The organism is Pseudomonas sp. CMR5c (genome assembly GCF_003850545.1).
Lineage (GTDB): Bacteria > Pseudomonadota > Gammaproteobacteria > Pseudomonadales > Pseudomonadaceae > Aquipseudomonas > Aquipseudomonas piscis.
The window spans coordinates 56,904-72,244 of sequence record NZ_CP027705.1; the positions used below are offsets into that span (position 1 = coordinate 56,904).

The following is a 15,341-nucleotide window of genomic DNA, read 5'->3' on the forward strand; positions in this document are numbered from 1 at the left end:
GAACATGAATAGCTCTGAAGTTGAAACAGGAAGCTCACTGTCCCGGGGCGCTGCGCTGCGTTCCATAGGCAAAGGCACGTGGTGGCTGGCGGGCGCGCTGATGTTCCTGGCCCAGGGGGCATTTGCCAGTGATGTGTGCAGCGTGCCGGATACCAAGGCGCCGCTGGACATCGCCTGTTCGATGCCGACCAAGGACAACGCGGACACTGCCAAAGGGTACGAGAGCGCGTTGACGCTGGTCCAGAAGCAACTGGCCAAAGCGCTGGACTGGAAGGGTGTGCTCAACCCAGTGACGGAAAGCCAGGTTGCCGCGAGTGGCAAGTTTGCCAGCCTGAGGTTCCTGGACGACAACCAGAAAGAGGTCGTCAGGTTCTATATCAATCTACGGGACCTGTATGTGGTCGGCTATAAGGTTGGCGCTACTTACTACGAGCTCAAGGATCAGACCGGCCCTGATCTCAAGCCGAAGGTGAAGTTGAGCTTTGGCGGGAGCTACCAGCAACTGGAAACCAAGGAGGTTGATCGGACCGACATCAACTATGGATGGGTGGTGCTCACCAGTTCACTCAACAAGCTCGCGCTGGATCCCAGCGGTGGTAAAGAGGGCAAGGGCGCCAAGAAGGCACTGCTGGTCGTCATCCCCATGTTCATCGAAGGCTCACGCTTCAAGTACTCCATCGGTCGCGATATCCAGCAGAACATTGTCAAGGAGGCAGAGGGGCAGCCAGTGAAAAGCTACAACATCGACTTGATGGAAAGCTGGCGCAAGTTGAGCGATCTGGCATTTTCCAGCTATGCCCCCAAGAAGGGCGAGAAAGTGACGCCCGTGACCATCGCGCCGAACACGTCCGAGGCCAAGACATTCAAGGACTACAAGGATGTCAGTGGCTCGCTGGGCATCTTGCTGACCCTGAAGAAGTGAAGCCGGGCCGGCGAGAGGTCCCGTGAAACGTTCTGCTCGACGGCGCTAGGCAGCTTATCGCAGCTCCATTACTGTATTCATATACAGTAATGGAGCGTCCCCATGTCCAGCCCCTTGCCGCCCCGCGGTCGCGGCACCGCGAGCAACCCGCACAACCGTTTCGCCCCTAGCCGTTCGGTGGCCGAGGATGACGGCTGGCACCAGGAAGTACCGCTGACCCAGGGCACCGAGGTGCGCTTGGAAACCGCCAAGTCGATCATCACCCGCAACAATTCGCCGGACCTGCCCTTCGATCGCTCGATCAATCCCTATCGCGGTTGCGAGCACGGCTGCATCTACTGCTATGCGCGGCCCAGCCATGCCTACTGGGACATGTCGCCGGGGCTGGACTTCGAAACCCGGCTGATCGCCAAGAGCAATACCGCCACCCTGCTGGAGCAGCAGCTGTCCAAACCCGGCTACCAGTGCGCGCCGATCAACCTGGGTTCCAATACCGATCCCTACCAACCCATCGAGCGTGAACAACGGCTGACCCGGCGCACCCTGGAGGTGCTGCTGCGCTACCGGCACCCGGTGACCATCGTCACCAAGGGTTCGCTGATCCTGCGTGATCTTGACCTGTTGGCCGAGCTGGCCCGGCAGCGGCTGGTGGCGGTGATGATCAGCCTCACCACCCTGGACGATGAACTGAAACGCATCCTCGAGCCCCGGGCCGCAGCGCCCAATGCCCGCCTGCGGGCGATCCGGGTATTGCGTGGAGTGGGCGTGCCGGTGGGGGTGTTGTGCTCGCCGATGATCCCGATGATCAACGACAGCGAGCTGGAGGCCCTGCTGACCGAAGCCCAGGCCGCCGGCGCGCAAAGCGCGGCCTACATGATGCTGCGCCTGCCCCTGGAGGTGGCGCCGCTGTTCGAGGAGTGGCTGGCGGCTCACTATCCGCAACGCGCCGCCCATGTCCTGAGCCTGATCCGCCAGAGCCGCGGGGGCGAGCTCTACGACAGCCGCTTCGGCAGCCGCATGCGCGGCGAGGGCCCGTTCGCCGACCTGCTGGCCCAGCGTTTCGCCAAGGCACTCAAGCGCCTGGGGCTCGATCGTCGTGGCGGTTTCGACCTGGACTGCTCGGCATTCTGTCCGCCGGGCAGGCAGATGTCGTTGCTGTAGGCCCGCGGCTTTTGCGAACGGATGTGCCGCCCATCGTTTCGCGGCCCATAGTGGCGTTCTAGAGCGCTGCATTCAGTTTGAGTTAAGTTTTCACGGCTACCTTGCTCATCAAGTGACTTGGATGTCACTTCCGACGGTTCGGTCGTTTTTTGATCAGCCGTCGGCGTCGTGCCGGATCATTCTGGGACATTCACCAAATCCGACAGAGAGAATCAATCATGAGTGACAAGGATAAACAGCCGCTGGCTGCGTCGGCTCCAGCCCCTACCAACGGTTCCGCCGAGACCGCCGATGCAGCGCTGCAACATATCGTCGACGGTTTTTTGCATTTTCATCATGAAGTCTTTCCGCAGCAGCAAGAGTTGTTCAAGAAACTCGCCACGGCCCAGCGGCCAAGGGCGATGTTCATCGCCTGTGCCGATTCGCGGATCGTTCCCGAACTCATCACCCAAAGTTCCCCTGGCGACCTGTTCGTGACCCGCAACGTGGGCAACGTGGTGCCGCCCTATGGGCAGATGAACGGTGGTGTGTCCACGGCGATCGAATACGCGGTAATGGCTTTGGGCGTGCACCACATCATCGTTTGCGGGCATTCGGACTGCGGGGCCATGCGCGCCGTGCTCAACCCGCAGAGCCTGGAAAAGATGCCCACGGTCAGGGCCTGGCTGCGCCACGCCGAAGTGGCCCGGACCATGGTCCAGGACAATTGCTCGTGCGCCGACGAGCCTTCGAGCATGCATGTCCTGACCGAAGAGAACGTCATCGCCCAGTTGCAGCACTTGCGTACCCATCCTTCCGTTGCCTCGCGCATGGCCAACGGCCAGTTGTTCATCCACGGCTGGGTCTATGACATCGAGACCAGCTCGATCAAGGCCTACGACGCGGACAAGAGCTGTTTCCTGCCGCTCGACGGTAGCCATCCGATTCCCGTGGCGACGCCCAAAGCGCGTTTCTGAATCCACCTCAATTCCTTGTGAGGTCTTGGCCTGGGCTGCTTGGGAGCAGTCCGGCCTTGCCACGCCTGAAGAAAATGTCGGGAGAGTTGTCATGCGTGCAGCACAGCTTAAAAGTGTCCTGCCACGGGAGCTGTTGGCTTCGGTGGTGGTGTTTCTGGTGGCCCTGCCCCTGTGCATGGGGATCGCCATCGCCTCGGGCCTGCCGCCGGCCAAGGGCCTGATCACCGGGATCATCGGCGGCCTGGTGGTGGGTTGGCTGGCAGGATCGCCATTGCAGGTCAGCGGCCCGGCCGCGGGGCTGGCGGTGCTGGTCTTCGAGTTGGTGCGCCTGCATGGGGTAGCCATGCTCGGGCCGGTCCTGCTGTTGGCCGGGCTGTTGCAGTGGTTGGCCGGGCGTCTGCGCCTGGGGTGCTGGTTCCGGGTCACGGCGCCGGCAGTGGTATACGGCATGCTGGCGGGTATCGGGGTGCTGATCGTGTTGTCCCAGGTCCATGTGCTGGTGGATGCCGCGCCCCAGGCCTCGGGGCTGGATAACCTCGCCGGCTTTCCCGCCGCGCTGTCCCGGGCCCTCGATGGCCTGGGCTGGCAGGCCGGGCTGCTGGGGCTGGCGACCATTGCGGTGATGTGGGGCTGGGACAAGTGGCGGCCCCAGGCGCTGCGTTTCGTCCCCGGGGCGCTGCTCGGGGTGGGCTTGGCGACCCTGGCCAGCCTGCTGCTGGCGCTGCCGGTGAACCGGGTCGAGGTGCCGGCGAGCATGGCCGAGGCCATCGACTGGTTGCGTCCTGGCGACCTGCTGCACCTGGCGGACCCGGCCCTGCTGGTAGCGGCCGTGGCCCTGGCCTTCATCGCCAGTGCCGAGACGCTGCTCTCGGCTGCTGCTGTGGATCGCATGCACAACGGCCAGCGCTCGGACTTCGACCGCGAGCTGTCGGCCCAGGGCACCGGCAACATGCTCTGCGGCCTGCTGGGCGCCTTGCCGATGACCGGGGTGATAGTGCGCAGTTCGGCCAACGTCCAGGCCGGTGCCCGCACGCGCTACTCGACCATCTTCCACGGCCTGTGGCTGTTGGGGTTCGTCCTGCTGCTGTCCAGCGTACTGCAGCGCATCCCGGTGGCGAGCCTGGCCGGCGTGCTGGTCTACACCGGCTTCAAGCTGGTGGATCTCAAGGCCTTCCGTGGTTTGGGACGCTACGGGCGGATGCCGATGTTCACCTATGCGGTGACGGCCCTGGCGATCGTCTTCAGCGACCTGTTGACCGGTGTGCTGGTGGGTTTCGCCCTGACCTTGCTCAAGCTGGCGTTCCAGGCCGCGCGCCTGAAGATCAGCCTGGTCGACCTGCCCCAGGCGGGACAGATGGAACTGCGCCTGGTGGGGACGGCGACCTTCCTCAAGGTGCCCGCGTTGAGCCAGGTCCTGGCCACGGTGCCGGCGGGGACGACCTTGCATGTGCCGCTCAACCACCTGGGCTACATCGACCATGCGTGCCTGGAGTTGCTGGAGGAATGGGAGCGGGCCAGCGCTGCCAAGGGCTCGCGGCTGGTGATCGAGTCCCGGGGCCTGAAACGGCGCCTGGAGGGACGCTTGAGCGGTGTCGGCGGGATGGGCGTGGCGGTACGCGAGTGAAGCATGGGCCTGGCGCCAGGCCCTTCGCCACAAGGCCCACGGTGGGCCTTGCCGGCGAGGAGTGGGTCAGGCGGCGGGCTGGTCGAGTTCCAGTTCCACGCCCAGCTGGCGTGACAGGCACGGCCAGCGTTTCCAGGCTGCCTCGGTGTCGGGGCTGCCGAGGCGGTCGCGGTAGGTTTCCACTGACTCCAGGGCGAAGCTGTCTTCGTCGAGCATGGCGTCGACCGCGTGATGCACGGCTTCGTCCAGTTGGTTGGCAAAGGTCTCGCCGATCAGCTGATGGGCGATGAGATTGGCGACCGTCATGTCCAGGGGGATCAGTGGACGGCCGAAATGCTTGATGTACAGGTCGTTGACTTCCTCTACCAGGCGCAGGGCCAGGTAGGCTTCGTCCAGCAGGCCGTCGAGGCCGACATGCCCGGCCATGATGGCCGGCGGCTGGAGGAAGAACTGCTCGGCGATCTTGAGCACCGGCTTGATCTGCGATTCGATGCCCGCTTCACGGGCAACGGCGTTGGCGGCGTCCAGAAGGTCTGGCACCTGATCGATGTATGCGCTGACGAAACGGGTCATGACGCCTTGTGCGTCGACTTCGGGCAGCAGGATGGCGGGGTGCAGGTGAGGGAGCTGCGCTTCCAGTTGGCGGGCCAGGTGGCCCGTGCTGGCTTCGTGCTGTTGAGCCAATAGGATCTGCTCGCGTAATGCGGCGGTGTTCATGAAAGCTCCAGGAACAAGGGCGGTCGATCGGGACAACCGAGGTGGGATGACGGCCTGCCGCCCATTAGCGACCATCCCTCGGGGGAGAACATAAGTTAGCCTGCTCATCAAAGTGTTTAAGACATATTTGTAATATTCACTTATTACTTAGTCGGGTGCGTTATATCGTCGCACCCCCTCTTTTTCGTCAATCCCTTGATTACCGTGGCCTGCAAAGCCTCCATGAGGTGTTTCAGCAGGTTTACGCCATTGCGTTGCGAGGTGAGAGTCGCTGGCTATACTCGCCAATGTATGAAGTTAGCTGATGATGCCCGACTGCAATTGCAGCGAGGCTCGATGGTCTAAGTTCGTAGTCTAGGCAGTCGCTCCCTTGCCGCAGGTGTATAGCCGGCGGGATAACAAGAACGATAAGGGGAACCCGCAATGAAGCGACATCCACAAGTCTGGATGGGCCTCCTGTTGTGGACGATATTCAGCCAGGCGCAAGCCGCCTGGACGGTGAATATGGCGCCTGGGGCTACCGAGATAAGCCACGCGGTATTCGACCTGCACATGACCATCTTCTGGATCTGTGTGGTGATCGGCGTCATCGTCTTCGGCGCGATGTTCTGGTCGATGATCGTTCACCGTCGCTCTACCGGCCAGGTCCCGGCCAGGTTCCACGAAAGCACCACGGTGGAAATCCTCTGGACCATCATCCCTTTCCTGATCCTGGTGGCTATGGCCGTGCCGGCCACCGCGACCCTGATCAAGATGTACGACACCAGCGAGCCGGACGTGGACGTGCAGATCACCGGCTACCAGTGGAAGTGGCACTACAAATACCTGGGCCAGGATGTGGAGTTCTTCAGCAACCTGGCCACCCCCGCCGAGCAGATCCACAACAAGAGCGCCAAGGGCGAGCACTACCTGCTGGAGGTCGACCAGCCGCTGGTGCTGCCGGTGGGCGCCAAGGTGCGGTTCCTGGTGACCGCCGCCGACGTCATCCATTCCTGGTGGGTGCCGGCCTTCGCGGTCAAGCGCGATGCCATCCCCGGCTTCGTCAACGAAGCCTGGACCCGGGTCGACAAGCCCGGCATCTATCGTGGCCAGTGCGCCGAGCTGTGCGGCAAGGACCACGGCTTCATGCCGATCGTGGTGGAGGTCAAGTCCCAGGCCGACTACGACGCCTGGATGGGCGAGCGCAAGGCCGAGGCCGCCAAGCTCAAGGAGCTGACCAGCAAGGAATGGACCCTCGACGAACTGGTGGCCCGCGGCGACAAGATCTACCACACCACCTGCGTGGCCTGTCACCAGGCCGAGGGGCAGGGCCTGCCGCCGATGTTCCCGGCGCTCAAGGGCTCGAAGATCGCCACCGGACCCAAGGAGGCTCACCTGAGCCTGGTGTTCCACGGCAAGCCGGGCACCGCCATGGCCGCCTTCGGCAAGCAGCTGTCGGAAGTCGATATCGCCGCCGTGGTCACCTACGAACGCAACGCCTGGGGCAACAACAAGGGCGACATGGTGACGCCCAAGGATGTCCTGGCGCTGAAACAGGCGGAAAGCAAATGAGCCGGCTTCTTGGGTATCTGCGCAACCGGTCGCGGCGCGCCGCCGCCGATCGTCCAGTCCATTCGCGTGCAGGAGACAGGACATGAGTGCTGTGATCGATGACCACGGCCATGCCGGCCATGATGACCATGCCCACGGGCCGGCCAAGGGCCTGATGCGCTGGGTGCTGACCACCAACCACAAGGACATCGGCACCCTCTACCTGTGGTTCAGCTTCACTATGTTCCTGGTGGGCGGCACCTTCGCCATGGTGATCCGCGCCGAGCTGTTCCAGCCCGGCCTGCAGATCGTCGAGCCGGCGTTCTTCAACCAGATGACCACCATGCATGGCCTGGTGATGGTCTTCGGCGCGGTGATGCCGGCCTTCGTCGGCCTGGCCAACTGGATGATCCCGCTGATGATCGGCGCGCCGGACATGGCCCTGCCGCGGATGAACAACTTCAGCTTCTGGCTGCTGCCGGCGGCCTTCCTGCTGCTGCTCTCGACCCTGTTCATGGCTGGGGGCGGACCGAACTTCGGCTGGACCTTCTACGCGCCGCTGTCGACCACCTACGCGCCGGAGAGCGTGACCTTCTTCATCTTCGCCATCCACCTGATGGGCATCAGCTCGATCATGGGGGCGATCAACGTGATCGCCACCATTCTCAACCTGCGCGCCCCGGGCATGACCCTGATGAAAATGCCGCTGTTCGTCTGGACCTGGCTGATCACCGCGTTCCTGCTGATCGCGGTGATGCCGGTGCTGGCGGGCGTGGTGACCATGATGCTGATGGACATCCACTTCGGCACCAGCTTCTTCAGCGCCGCCGGAGGTGGCGATCCGGTCCTGTTCCAGCATGTGTTCTGGTTCTTCGGCCATCCCGAGGTGTACATCATGATCCTGCCGGCCTTCGGCGCGGTCAGCTCGATCATCCCCACCTTCAGCCGCAAGCCGCTGTTCGGCTACACCTCGATGGTCTACGCCACCGGGGCCATCGCCTTCCTGTCGTTCATCGTCTGGGCGCACCACATGTTCGTGGTGGGCATCCCGCTGGTGGGCGAGCTGTTCTTCATGTACGCCACCTTGCTGATCGCCGTGCCCACGGGGGTCAAGGTGTTCAACTGGGTGAGCACCATGTGGCAAGGCGCGCTGACCTTCGAGACGCCGATGCTGTTCGCCGTGGCCTTCGTCATCCTGTTCACCATCGGCGGTTTCTCCGGGTTGATGCTGGCCATCGCCCCGGCGGATTTCCAGTACCAGGACACCTACTTCGTGGTGGCGCACTTCCACTACGTGCTGGTGCCCGGGGCGATCTTCGGCATCTTCGCCTCGGCCTACTACTGGCTGCCCAAGTGGACCGGGCACATGTACGACGAGACCCTGGGCAAGTTGCATTTCTGGCTGTCCTTCATCGGCATGAACATGGCGTTCTTCCCCATGCACTTCGTCGGCCTGGCCGGCATGCCGCGCCGGATCCCGGACTACAACCTGCAGTTCGCCGATTTCAACATGGTGTCGTCCATCGGTGCCTTCACCTTCGGTGCGACGCAGATCTTCTTCCTGTTCATCGTCATCAAGTGCATTCGCGGCGGCGCGCCGGCCCCGGCCAAGCCCTGGGAAGGCGCCGAGGGGCTGGAGTGGAGCATTCCGTCGCCAGCGCCCTACCACACCTTCGTCACACCGCCGGAAGTGAAATGACCCGCGCGGGCGCGGGCCTGTTCTCCAGGGCGGCGCCGCGCGCCGCCCGACTTGTTGCAGGAGGGTATCGGGATGGCTGAGATCTCGTTGAGGAAGCTGGTCACGCGCCTGTTGCTGGTGGTGGTGGCGATGTTCGTCTTCGGTTTCGCCCTGGTGCCGATCTACGACGTGATGTGCAAGGCCCTGGGGATCAATGGCAAGACCGGCGGGCAGTACCAGGATGCGCAACAGCAGCAGGTCGATGCCTCGCGTCAGGTGCGGGTGCAGTTCCTGTCCACCAACGCCATCGACATGGTCTGGGATTTCTACCCCAAGTCCGATGACATCGTGGTCCACCCGGGTGCGGTGAACGAGATGATCTTCATCGCCCGCAACCCCAGCGACCACCCGATGAGCGCCCAGGCGATCCCGAGCATCTCGCCCAGCAGCGCGGCGGTGTATTTCCACAAGACCGAGTGCTTCTGCTTTACCCAGCAGGTACTACAACCCGGTGAGCAGATCGAGATGCCGGTGCGTTTCATCGTCGATCGCGACATGCCCAAGGATGTGAAGCACCTGACGCTGGCTTACACGCTGTTCGATATCACCGCGCGTCATCCCCCGGTGGCGGTCGCCGCCAAGACTGGCGGCTAGGCGCCCTGGCGTGCCCGATAAGGAGAACAATCAATGGCGACTCATGAGCACTATTACGTTCCCGCCCAGAGCAAGTGGCCGATCGTCGCCACGCTGGGCATGTTCATCACCGTGGCTGGCCTTGCGACCTGGTTCAACGACCTCAAGGCGGCGCGCCCGGAATCCCACGGCCCGCTGATCTTCTTCGTCGGCGGCCTGCTGCTGGCCTACATGCTGTTCGGCTGGTTCGGCGCGGTGATCAAGGAGAGCCGCGCCGGGCTGTACAGTGCCCAGCTCGATCGCTCGTTTCGCTGGGGCATGAGCTGGTTCATCTTTTCCGAGGTGATGTTCTTCCTGGCCTTCTTCGGCGCCCTGTTCTACGTGCGGCACCTGTCCGGGCCCTGGCTTGGCGGCGAGGGGCACAAGGGCATCGCCCACACCCTGTGGCCGAATTTCCAGTTCGTCTGGCCGCTGCTCGAGAACCCCGATCCGAAGCTGTTCCCATCGCCCAAGGGCACCATCAGCCCCTGGGGCCTGCCGCTGCTCAACACCGTGTTGCTGGTGAGTTCCAGCGTCACCGTGACCATTGCCCACCACGCCCTGAAGAAGGGCCATCGCGGGGCGCTGAAGCTGTGGCTGGCGCTGACCGTGGTGCTGGGCTGTGCCTTCCTGGGTTTCCAGGCCCAGGAGTACATCCATGCCTACCACGAGCTGGGCCTGACCCTGGGCTCGGGGATCTACGGCGCGACCTTCTTCATGCTCACCGGCTTTCACGGCGCCCACGTGACCATCGGCACGCTGATCCTGTTCGTGATGCTGATGCGGGTGATGCGTGGGCATTTCGATGCCGAGCACCAGTTCGGCTTCGAGGCCGCCAGCTGGTATTGGCACTTCGTCGACGTGGTGTGGATCGGCCTGTTCGTTTTCGTCTACGTGCTCTGAACAGCCTTACCAGGGGGAATGGGACACCAGCTGGCCGCTGAAGAAACCCCAGGCGATCAAGCCCACGGTGATCACGGCCAGGCACACCCGAATACTCAGCGAGGTCAGCAGGCGCTTGGATTGACTGTCGTCCTTGACCAGAAAGAACAGGCCGCTGAACAGGCTGATAACCGTGGCAATCAGCATCAGGACGATGGCTGCTTTGAGCATGCTGGACTCCGGGGGGAAGCGCGATGCAAGTCAGTATAGCGAGTGGATTTCTCAAGCTTGCGGCGCGGTCATGAAGGGCTTTCGCCCGGGCCTGGTGTCGACCCTGGTGGTGCTTGCGTTGCTGCCGGTGCTGGTCTGGCTGGGGTTCTGGCAACTGGGGCGTGGCGAGCAGAAGCGCCAGTTGCTGGACAGCTATGCCGAACGCCGGACGGCCGCGCCGGTGCCGTTGTTCGAGCTGCTGGAGGCGCCGGACCCGGCCTTCGCGCGCGTGCGCTTGCACGGGCATTTTGATGGCGAGCACAGCCTGCTGCTGGATAACCGCATGCACGAGGGCAAGGTCGGGGTCGAGCTGCTGCAACCCTTCCTGGACCAGGCCAGCGGCCGCTGGTTGCTGGTCAACCGTGGCTGGCTGCCCTGGCCCGACCGGCGCACGCCGCCGCGTTTCGACACCCCTTCGCAGAGCCTGGACCTCGAGGCCTGGGTCTATGTCGCACCGGGGGCGGCGTTCCAACTGCATGCCGATCCGGCGGGGGCCCGTTGGCCCCGGCTGGTGACGGCGGTGGCGCCGGCCCAGCTGTGGGCTGAGCTGGGCCGCACAGGTTTTGCCCATGAGGTACGCCAGGAATCCGGCCCCGGCGCCTATCTCACACAGTGGCCCGTGGTCGCCATGGGCCCGGAAAAGCACCAGGCCTACGCGGCGCAATGGTTCGCCATGGCCGTGGCGCTGCTGCTCCTCTACGGCTACTTCGGCTGGCACAACGCAAGGGAGAAACGCCATGGGAACGGCCATGAATCCACCCAACATCTCTGAAACCCGGATGCCCAGCCGGCGGCGCGGTCGCTGGCAACTGGTGCTGATCGTGCTGATGGTGATCGGCCCGATGATCCTCGCCACCTGCATGTACAAGCTGCAGTTCTGGGTGCCGGACAGCCGCAGCTACCACGGCGAGATGATCGGCAATGGCCAGACTCGCGCGCAGATCGGGGTTTTCGCCGAGGACAACCGGTGGCAGATCCTGGTCACCGCGCCCCGGGGCTGCCTCGAGGATTGCCAGCAACTGGTGTACCTGGCGCGCCAGCTCCAGGTGGCCCTGGGCCGCGATGCCTCGCGGGCCAGCCATGCCCTGGCCAGTGCCCAGCCACTGGACGCCGGGTTCGAGGCCAGGTTGCAGCGCGAGTACCCGCAACTGCAGCGCTATCCGCTGGACCTGGCGACCTTCGCCAAGGGCGCCAGGGACTCCCAGGCGCCGCAGCTGTGGATCGTCGACCCCCACAGCAACCTGGTGCTGCGCTATGACGCCGGGGTCAAGGGCAAGGACCTGCTCGACGACCTGCGCCACCTGCTGAAACTGTCGAACATCGGATGAGGGCATCGACATGGCCAAACCTGGATTTCGCCTTGCCTTGTTCGCCACCCTGCTGGCGTTGATCGTGGTGCTGCTGGGGGCCTATACCCGGCTGACCCATGCCGGCCTCGGTTGTCCCGACTGGCCCGGTTGCTACGGCTTCATCAGCGTGCCGAAGAGCGAGGCCCAGCTGGCCCATGCCGAGCTGCACTTTCCCGAGGCGCCGGTGGAGGCGCACAAGGGCTGGAACGAGATGATCCACCGTTATTTCGCCGGCACCCTGGGGCTGTTGATCGTGCTCCTGGCCGCGCGCTCCTGGACCCATCGGCGTTATCCCGGGCAGCCGCTGAAGCTGCCACTGTTCCTTCTGGCGGTGGTGTTCGCCCAGGCCGCCTTCGGCATGTGGACCGTGACCCTCAAGCTCTGGCCCCAGGTGGTGACCGCGCATCTGCTCGGCGGCTTCGCCACCCTGAGCCTGCTGTTCCTGCTGACCCTGCGCTTGTCCGGGGTGCTGCCGGCGCTGGTCGTGCCGCGGCGCCTGCAGCACTGGGCCACGGCCGCCCTGGTGCTGGTGATCGGACAGATCGCCCTGGGTGGCTGGGTCAGCTCCAACTATGCGGCGGTGGCTTGTATCGACCTGCCCACTTGCCATGGGCAATGGTGGCCGCAGATGGATTTCGCCAATGGCTTCCACCTGACCCAGCACATTGGCCCCAATTACCTGGGCGGGCAGCTGGATAGCGACGCCCGTACCGCGATCCACATGACCCACCGCCTGGGCGCGGTACTGGTGAGCCTGGTGCTGCTGGGGCTGGCCTGGCAGTTGCGCCAGGTGGGCATGAGCCGCCTGGCCGCCTTGGTACTGGTGGCGCTGGCGACCCAGGTCGGCCTGGGCGTGAGCAACGTCCTGCTGCACTTGCCGCTGCCGGTGGCCGTGGCTCACAACGCCGGCGGCGCTGCCTTGTTGCTGACCCTGGTACTGGTCAACTATCACGCCCGGACCAGCCTGGTGCAGGTCCGCGAGCGCCGGCCCCTGGGCTGGCGGCTCAGCCCACGCAAGCCGGTGTCTGGTCTTGTCACTATCAAAGGAGAGATGCCATGGCGACTCTGATCGGCACCCGCCAGCACCCCCAGGCGCTATGGCGCGATTACCTGGAACTGACCAAGCCCAAGGTGGTGGTGCTGATGCTGATCACCTCCCTGGTGGGCATGTTCCTCGCCACCCGGGCCGGGGTGCCCTGGACCGTGCTGGTGTTCGGCAACCTGGGCATCGGCCTGTGCGCGGGAGGCGCGGCGGCAGTCAACCATGTGGTGGACCGGCGCATCGATGCGCAGATGGCCCGCACCCACAAGCGTCCACTGGCCGAGGGCCGGGTCTCGCCCCGGGCTGCCCTGGCCTTCGCCCTGCTTTTGGCCCTGGCCGGGCAGGCGTTGCTGCTGGCCTTCACCAACCCGCTCACGGCCTGGCTGACCCTGGCCTCGCTGCTGGGCTACGCGGTGGTCTACACCGGCTTTCTCAAGCGCGCGACGCCGCAGAACATCGTCATCGGCGGTTTGGCGGGCGCCGCCCCGCCGCTGCTGGGCTGGGTTGCCGCCACTGGCCACCTGAGTGCCGAGCCGCTGCTGCTGGTGTTGATCATCTTCGCCTGGACCCCACCGCATTTCTGGGCCCTGGCCATCCATCGCAAGGAGGAATACGCCAAGGCCGATATCCCGATGCTGCCGGTGACCCACGGCGAGCAGTACACCAAGGTGCATATCCTGCTCTACACCTTCGCCCTGCTGGCGGTGAGCCTGCTGCCCTTCGTGATCCACATGAGCGGCGTGCTGTACCTGGCCTGCGCCCTGATCCTGGGCGGACGCTTCCTGCAATGGGCGTGGGTGCTGTACCGTGGCACTCGACCACACGCGGCGATCGATACCTTCAAGTACTCTATCTACTACTTGTTCCTGCTGTTCATCGCCTTGCTCGTAGACCACTACCTACTGTTGAACCTATGACCAGAACCCAGAAAACCGTCTTCATCCTCGTTGCCGTGGTAGCCCTGATCCTGGGGCTGACCGTCAACAAAGTCCTGTCCGGCAAAGGCCAGGGCGACCCTACCGCGCTGATCGACGCCGGTATCATCATGCTGCCCCAGAGCCGCACCCTGCCCGCGGTGAAGATGCTCGACCAGGATGGCCAGCCAGTGGTGGTGGACGAGCTCAAGGGCAAGTGGTCGCTGCTGTTCTTCGGCTACACCTTCTGCCCGGACATCTGCCCCACCACCCTGGCCCAGCTGCGCCAGATCAAGAGCGAACTGCCCAAGGAGGTGGTGGACCAGATGCAAGTGGTGCTGGTCAGCGTCGACCCCAACCGCGATACCCCACAGCAGCTCAAGCAGTACCTGGGTTACTTCGACAAGGACTTCAAGGGCCTGACCGCCTCTTCGGTGGAAGACCTGCAGAAGCTCGCCAATGCCGTGAGCATTCCCTTCATCCCCGCCGACACCAGCAAGCCCAACTACACCGTGGACCACAGCGGCAACCTGGCGGTGATCGGCCCGGACGGCAACCAGCGTGGCTTCATCCGCGCGCCATTGAACAACCAGAAGCTGGTGGCCCAACTACCGGCGATGGTGCAACGCAAGTAATGCTTGCCCTGTAGTCGCTGCCGCAGGCTGCGCCAAGGCGCGCAGCGCCTTCAGGATCGCCAGGTCGCGTTCTCTGCGAGGCCGTACGCAGCCTTCGGCAGCGGCTACACGAAGCGTGCCGGGACTTCTGGATGCGGCTACACGCCGCCGGTGCAATGCCTGAAACGCAACGGGGCGCCCCAAGGCGCCCCGTTGCTGTTTCTGCGAGTCGATCAGAACGCCGGCACGATCGCGCCCTTGTACTTCTCTTCGATGAACTTCTTCACCTCTGGGCTGTGCAGGGCGGCAACCAGCTTCTTCATGGCGTCCGAGTCCTTGTCGTCAGCACGGGCCACCAGGATGTTCACGTAAGGCGAGTCCTTGCCTTCGATCACCAGGGCGTCCTTGGCCGGATCCAGCTTGGCTTCCAGGGCGTAGTTGGTGTTGATCAGGGCCAGGTCGACCTGGGTCAGCACGCGCGGGATGGTGGCGGCTTCCAGCTCGCGGAATTTCAGGCCCTTGGTGTTCTCGCTGATGTCCTTGACGGTGGCCAGGATGTTGTTGGCGTCCTTGAGCTTGATCACGCCGGCCTTGTCCAGCAGCAACAGGGCGCGGCCGCCGTTGGTGGCGTCGTTGGGCACGACCACGGTGGCGCCGTTGGGCAGCTCCGACAGTTGCTTGTATTTGCTCGAGTAGGCGCCCAGCGGCTCGACGTGCACGCCGGCGACGCTCACCAGCTGGGTGCCCTTGGCCTTGTTGAACTCATCCAGGTACGGCTGGTGCTGGAAGAAGTTGGCATCCAGGCGCTTCTCGGCCACCTGCACGTTGGGCTGAACGTAGTCGGTGAAGACCTTGACCTTCAGGTCCACGCCTTCCTTGGCCAGGGCCGGTTTGACGAACTCCAGGATCTCGGCGTGGGGCACCGGCGTGGCGGCCACGGTCAGGGTTTGGGCGGCATGCGCGGAGAACGCGGCCACGGCTGCGAAAGCGACGAGTAGTTTTTTCATCGA

15 protein-coding genes and 1 pseudogene are annotated in these 15,341 nt (G+C 64.0%); 13 read left to right on the plus strand and 3 right to left on the minus strand.

Annotated elements, in window-relative coordinates:
• Positions 1–4 precede the first annotated feature (4 nt).
• The 4 genes from C4K40_RS00310 (at position 5) to C4K40_RS00325 (ending at position 4,663) form a co-directional block, all read left to right on the plus strand.
• A complete protein-coding gene (locus tag C4K40_RS00310) occupies positions 5–922 on the plus strand; it encodes a ribosome-inactivating family protein (RefSeq protein ID WP_164485008.1) in 918 nt (305 codons plus the stop codon).
• Positions 923–1,024: 102 nt separating this feature from the next.
• Positions 1,025–2,083, plus strand: a complete 1,059-nt coding sequence (locus C4K40_RS00315; protein WP_053137896.1) for a PA0069 family radical SAM protein — start codon at positions 1,025–1,027, stop codon at positions 2,081–2,083.
• A 218-nt stretch (positions 2,084–2,301) separates the two neighbouring features.
• Positions 2,302–3,039, plus strand: a complete 738-nt coding sequence (locus tag C4K40_RS00320) for a carbonic anhydrase (protein WP_022642256.1) — start codon at positions 2,302–2,304, stop codon at positions 3,037–3,039.
• 91 nt (positions 3,040–3,130) lie between these two features.
• Positions 3,131–4,663 (plus strand): SulP family inorganic anion transporter, encoded by a 1,533-nt coding sequence (locus C4K40_RS00325; protein ID WP_053137899.1) that lies wholly within the window; start codon positions 3,131–3,133, stop codon positions 4,661–4,663.
• A 66-nt stretch (positions 4,664–4,729) separates the two neighbouring features.
• Here the strand turns inward: C4K40_RS00325 and C4K40_RS00330 are convergent, their stop codons facing one another.
• Positions 4,730–5,380 carry a hypothetical protein gene (locus C4K40_RS00330; protein WP_022642257.1) on the minus strand — a complete coding sequence of 217 codons (651 nt, stop codon included), beginning with the start codon at positions 5,378–5,380 and terminating at the stop codon, positions 4,730–4,732.
• A 423-nt stretch (positions 5,381–5,803) separates the two neighbouring features.
• Here C4K40_RS00330 and coxB point away from each other — a divergent pair, with 423 nt between their 5' ends.
• The 4 genes from coxB to C4K40_RS00350 all read left to right on the plus strand — a co-directional run bounded on the left by coxB (position 5,804) and on the right by C4K40_RS00350 (position 10,163).
• The gene (coxB, locus tag C4K40_RS00335) at positions 5,804–6,931 is read left to right on the plus strand and encodes a cytochrome c oxidase subunit II (RefSeq protein WP_031320870.1); all 1,128 of its coding nucleotides are present in this window, start codon (positions 5,804–5,806) and stop codon (positions 6,929–6,931) included.
• 82 nt (positions 6,932–7,013) lie between these two features.
• On the plus strand, positions 7,014–8,609 hold the full coding sequence (ctaD, locus tag C4K40_RS00340; protein ID WP_022642259.1) for a cytochrome c oxidase subunit I: 1,596 nt from the start codon (positions 7,014–7,016) through the stop codon (positions 8,607–8,609).
• 72 nt (positions 8,610–8,681) lie between these two features.
• Positions 8,682–9,242, plus strand: coding sequence for a cytochrome c oxidase assembly protein (locus tag C4K40_RS00345; RefSeq protein ID WP_022642260.1), 561 nt, complete (start codon positions 8,682–8,684; stop codon positions 9,240–9,242).
• Between the two features lie 33 nt (positions 9,243–9,275).
• On the plus strand, positions 9,276–10,163 hold the full coding sequence (locus C4K40_RS00350) for a cytochrome c oxidase subunit 3 (protein WP_022642261.1): 888 nt from the start codon (positions 9,276–9,278) through the stop codon (positions 10,161–10,163).
• A gap of 6 nt (positions 10,164–10,169) precedes the next feature.
• On the opposite strand, the gene C4K40_RS00355 is transcribed toward C4K40_RS00350, so the two are convergent.
• Complete coding sequence (locus C4K40_RS00355) at positions 10,170–10,373, minus strand: twin transmembrane helix small protein (RefSeq protein ID WP_022642262.1); 204 nt, start codon at positions 10,371–10,373, stop codon at positions 10,170–10,172.
• 70 nt (positions 10,374–10,443) lie between these two features.
• Between C4K40_RS00355 and C4K40_RS00360 the strand changes: the two genes are divergently transcribed.
• The 5 genes and pseudogenes from C4K40_RS00360 (at position 10,444) to C4K40_RS00380 (ending at position 14,352) form a co-directional block, all read left to right on the plus strand.
• Complete coding sequence (locus C4K40_RS00360; protein ID WP_053137902.1) at positions 10,444–11,184, plus strand: SURF1 family protein; 741 nt, start codon at positions 10,444–10,446, stop codon at positions 11,182–11,184.
• Positions 11,150–11,740, plus strand: a complete 591-nt coding sequence (locus C4K40_RS00365) for a hypothetical protein (protein ID WP_053137961.1) — start codon at positions 11,150–11,152, stop codon at positions 11,738–11,740. The genes C4K40_RS00360 and C4K40_RS00365 overlap by 35 nt, the downstream gene beginning before the upstream one ends.
• 10 nt (positions 11,741–11,750) lie before the next feature.
• Positions 11,751–12,754, plus strand: a pseudogene (locus C4K40_RS00370) (heme A synthase); the annotation flags it as partial.
• Positions 12,755–12,817: 63 nt separating this feature from the next.
• Complete coding sequence (gene cyoE / locus C4K40_RS00375; protein ID WP_085593933.1) at positions 12,818–13,720, plus strand: heme o synthase; 903 nt, start codon at positions 12,818–12,820, stop codon at positions 13,718–13,720.
• Entirely contained in the window at positions 13,717–14,352 is a 636-nt protein-coding gene (locus C4K40_RS00380; RefSeq protein WP_022642267.1) for an SCO family protein, read from the plus strand. Before cyoE ends, C4K40_RS00380 begins: the two co-directional genes overlap by 4 nt.
• 212 nt (positions 14,353–14,564) lie before the next feature.
• On the opposite strand, the gene C4K40_RS00385 is transcribed toward C4K40_RS00380, so the two are convergent.
• On the minus strand, positions 14,565–15,338 hold the full coding sequence (locus tag C4K40_RS00385) for a MetQ/NlpA family ABC transporter substrate-binding protein (protein ID WP_022642268.1): 774 nt from the start codon (positions 15,336–15,338) through the stop codon (positions 14,565–14,567).
• Positions 15,339–15,341 lie beyond the last annotated feature (3 nt).